We start from the raw sequence: 4,760 nt of genomic DNA, 5'->3' as shown, positions 1-4,760 counted from the left end.
CGTCTTTTGCGGGTACTGATGGTAAAGCTTCGCTTTTCCTTACTTATCGGAAGCAATGGGTTGGAATAGAGGGTGCACCTGTGATCAGTAATTTTTCATTTCATACACCGGTCGGAAATAATCTTGGTTTTGGAGTCAATGTAAATAATGCAGAAAGAGGCTTGCTCAACACTACCAGTGGCTACCTGACTTTTGCTTATGGGGTATCTTTCTCGAAGGATATCAGGCTCCGCTTTGGGCTTTCGGGCGGTGCAGCTTACAACGGGGTTGACGTAGCCGAAATTGAGAATATCGGGGATCCTGAGCTTCAAAGCCTGCTGCTGGACAATAACATGTATCTGATCGCCAATGCAGGCCTGTCCCTGCAGATTAAAACATTAAATTTTGGAATTTCAGTACCCAATCTTCTGGCGGATGAATATACTTCTGATGAGGAGTTTGGTATAGGTGAAGTGGAGCCTTTGGAGAACACTATCCTGTTTTTGAGCAACAGGTTTTATTTTGGAGATGACAAACACGTTTTTGAGCCATTTGTGCTCTACAGATATAGCGATATACTTCCGCACCAGTTCGAAGCCTCAGCCGCGGTACATCTGAACCATGTGGTTTGGTTTGGAGGTTCATACAAGCAGGATTTTGGTATTACTGCATTTGGAGGGATAAAGCTCCAAAAAGTTTTTGGAATAGGATATGCCTATAGCTTGAAAAACACCGGAGTCAATGAGATCAATAGCCCCACGCATGAGATACAACTTAATTTACTCTTAGGTGTCAGGAAAAAGGATAAAAGCTACTATTCTTTTGTAGATACTTCTAAACCAAAAGAAAAGACAAAACGCCAACTTGCTATCGAAAAGAGACGTGAAGAAGCAGCCCAAAAGCGTGAAGAAGAGGCGAGGAAGAAAGAGGAGGAAGCAAAGGTACAGGCAGAGATTGAGCGACAGGAGAAAGAAGAGCAGGAGAGACAGGCGGAGGCTGCAAAAAGGCGTGAAGAGGAAAGGGTCGTACAGGAACAGGAGCAGAAAAGAATTGAAGAGGAGCGAATCGTCGAACAAAACAGGCAGGCCGAACAAGAAGAACTGGCAAGAAAAGAGCAAATAAGGCAAAGGGAGGAGCAAGAGAAAAAAGAGGAGAATGTAGTGAAAGAGCCTGAAGAGGAAATAGAGGAAAAAGAGAGCGAGCCTGCTAAAGATCAGGGAAGAAATCTTATAGAGGAACAATATACCGATGAGAGGGTAATAGTAAAAAGAGGAAATCATTTGCTGGAGCTGGAACCGGGTGAATATGTAGTAGTTGGCGCATTTAGCAGCTATGAGAATGCTGAGAAATACTCTGATGAACTTTTCTTTAAAGGTTACCAAACGCGGTTTGGATATATTACTGGTAAGAAGCTTTGGTACGTGTATATTTTTAAGGGGGGAGATATCCAGGAAGCCAGGCAGCAAAGGGATAAGTATAGAAAAACGGGTCTCTTTAAAAAGGCATGGGTAATTACAGTTCAATGATTAAAAATAGTATGTACAAACTGATAGCAGTTGTTTTTCTGACATTTGCCTGTACACTTACGGGTAATGCCCAGATCTCTATTTCAAATATTGATCCGGTAAGTGCCTATCCAAACTCTGAAGTGGTGATAACCGGTAGCGGATTTGGGACCAATGCTGCCAATGTGGTGGTATGGTTTGGCAGCGTAAAAGGTACCGTTAATTCGGTGGCGGATAACCTGATCCGTGTTAACGTGCCAGCAGGCGCATATGCAGATAATATAACAGTTACCAACTTGAGTAACAGATCATCGGTGCAGAGTGCTGAAAAATTTTTCCCGATGTATAGTGGAAGTGCTTTTGATGGCACCAAAGTAACAGCACCTGTTATTTTTACAGATCCTTCCGGTAAGCAGCTTTATGATCCTTGTACGTGTGATCTTGATGGCGATGGCCTGGCCGAAATTATAGCAACCAAAGCCAGCAGTGCCAATGACGCCCTGCAGATTCAGATATTGAATAACCAAAGTACCCTTGAAACTTTCTCATTCAGCACGACTACTGTTAACGTAGGCTTCCCGACTTTAAATATCAGGTGTGGAGACCTGAACGGTGACGGAAAGCCTGATCTTTATATGAGCCAGAATGGAGTTACCCGGTTCCATGTTTTGGTGGTACCTAATACAAGTACCCCAGGCAACCTTAGCTTCGGTGCAGTACAGAGCCTTGATTTACCCACCGATGTGTCTACCAGGCGTGTTGCTCATAAAGATTTAACCGGAGATGACAAACCTGAGATTATTGTGACTAACTCGGGGGCAGGAACTGTTCATATTTTTGAAAATACCAGCTCAGGCGGTACAATCAGCTTTAATGCTCAAGTCGCAGTTAATGTATCTGGAGCTTCATCGACTACAGGTCTGGATGTTCAGGATATCGATGGAGATGGAAGGGCTGACCTGGTAGTATGCCAATTTGTGGGAGATGATGTTTTCATATTAAGAAATACGGGTGTAGGTACTATTAGCTTTGCCAGCCCTCATGTATTACAGCTTGATGGTAATTCACTGATCAATCTTACAACAGGAGATTTTAATGAGGATGGTAAACTGGACATTGCCGCTATTGCCAATTTGTCAAGTAAGGTATTTGTATTTCCCAATAATTCGACCTCCGGCAGTATAAATTTTGGAGCCTCACAGTCTTTTGGGATAAATACCAACCCATGGGGCATTACAACCGGAGACGTTGACGGTGATGGACGACTGGATATTATTACCACCAGCTTAACTGACAATTCATTGGCAGTATTGAATAACCAATTTAGCGGAAACCTTTCTTTCACAAAGAAAACAGTGAATGTCGGTTCTAAGTCCAGAAATGTAGCTGTACAGGATTTGGATGGAGATGCAAAGCCGGATTTTGTGGTTACTGCACAAAACGGTAGCATCTATGATTTGAGAATGATCAGGAACAAAAACTGTTATAAGCCAAAAGTTTTGAATGATCAGCCTTTAGCCATTTGCCCAACACAAACGCTTACACTGGCTGTCCCTAATGCTCCGGCAGCAACCTTTAACTGGACACTGGACGGTTCGCCGGTTGGAGCTAATAGCAATACACTTGACATAACCACTTTTGGCCTCTATGAAGTAGAAGCCGTATCTGAGTCAGGAAGCTGTGTTACTACTTCGAGTATCAACGTAGCAAATGGTAGCGGAACGGTACCCGGAGACCCTGTGGTTGCTGACCCACTTCCGGCATGTATCGGCAGTAATGTAACGTTATCCGTCACTGCGGTCAGTGGAGCAACCTATAGCTGGACAGGGCCAAATAACTTTATGTCTACTGTACGTGAACCAGTGATCACTAATGTGAGCAGGAATGATGAGGGTATTTATACCGTGATTGTACAGGTAGGGGACTGCCGAAGTTCCGAAGCTTCCACTACACTTGACGTTGTGGCGTTGCCGGATTTTGGTGCCAGTGCGTCGGGTGCCACTAATGTTTGCCAGGGCAGTACAGTGGCCTTATCTACCCAGAACAGGGCCGGCTATACCTATCAATGGCAAAGAAATGGAACAGATATCCCTTCTGCCACTAGTTTTAACTACACCGCTACTCAGTCGGGTACTTACCGGGTTGTGGTGGATGACAGCGGTAGCAGTTGTCAGGTTACCACCAATGAGATAGCTGTCAACATTTATACCACCCCTACAGTAGACTTCACGACGTCCGGCACCATTTGTTCGGGACAGACTTCAGTCCTTACCAATACATCAACGGTTGATCCCACGGCTACGGTAAATTATGCCTGGAATTTTGGTGACGGGCAAACGGCTACTGTCCCAAACCCTACACACACCTATGCTGCAGCGGGTAATTATACCGTACAACTGGCAGTTAGTTATGCGGGCGTAACCGGGTGCAATGGCAGCAAATCAAAAGGTATTTCTGTTAAGGCGCCCATTGTCCCGATCATTGAAAGTGCCGAAACTTCCATCTGTCCCGGCGGAGAGCTTGAGCTTTCCATAACAGGGTCTTTCGGGGCTATTGAGTGGACTACGATGGAAACAACCAATGCTATTACCATAAGCCAACCCGGAACGTACGGAGTAACGGTTTTGGATGCAAATAGCTGTAACGCATATTCCGAAATTGTAATTGGTACTAAGCCACAGCCTGATGTTCAGGCCACGGCAAGCAGTACCAGTATTTCGGCCGGTGACCAGGTTCAACTGGAAGCCACTGGGGCGGAAGCGTATTCCTGGTCCCCGGATTTATTTTTAAGTGACCCGGGTATTTCCAATCCGGTAGCTTTACCAGAGGAAACGATAACTTACACAGTTACCGGAACCTCTACTGATGGCTGCTCTGCCTCGGCAGAAGTAACCATAATCGTAAACGAAAGTGGTGCCATAGACATCACACCATTAAAAGCCTTTTCTCCCAACAGTACCATTAACCCCACCTGGGAGATCCAAAATGTTCAAGCCTATCCTGACTGTACCCTTAGCATCTTTGATGAAAAGGGAAGCGTGGTATTCCGCGAAAAAGGGTATAGTAACGGGTGGAATGCCACTTATGAAGGCAGACCACTTCCGGAGGGTGTATACTACTATGTGTTCGGTTGCGAAGGCCTTGAGCCTAAGACAGGTACGGTGTTAGTCGTGCGATAACTGTCATTAAACTGCATAATTAGTGGTAAGATAAAAGCAGCAGCCTGCTTTCATCTGAGTTGGCAATTTTTTATATTGATTCTAACGAAACATTTTT

The 4,760-nt window shown here is 44.9% G+C and carries 2 protein-coding genes; both read left to right on the top strand.

The genetic code is table 11. The features are described 5' to 3' along the window. Positions 1–1,505 (top strand): PorP/SprF family type IX secretion system membrane protein (locus tag E1163_RS05800; RefSeq protein WP_155170436.1); only part of this gene is annotated, 1,505 nt, incomplete at its 5' end. A gap of 11 nt (positions 1,506–1,516) precedes the next feature. Further along, a complete protein-coding gene (locus tag E1163_RS05795; protein WP_185155980.1) occupies positions 1,517–4,663 on the top strand; it encodes an FG-GAP-like repeat-containing protein in 3,147 nt (1,048 codons plus the stop codon). Positions 4,664–4,760: the final 97 nt, after the last annotated feature.

The organism is Fulvivirga kasyanovii (genome assembly GCF_009711405.1).
In the GTDB taxonomy this organism is placed as follows: domain Bacteria; phylum Bacteroidota; class Bacteroidia; order Cytophagales; family Cyclobacteriaceae; genus Fulvivirga; species Fulvivirga kasyanovii.
The sequence above is the reverse complement of the archived record's forward strand: the minus strand, read 5'-3'. Positions and strand labels throughout refer to the sequence as shown.

What these genes read in the sequence shown, in the direction of transcription:
- E1163_RS05795 (WP_185155980.1), top strand. Translation starts at nt 1,517, where the DNA reads ATGTACAAACTGATAGCAGTTGTTTTTCTGACATTTGCCTGTACACTT.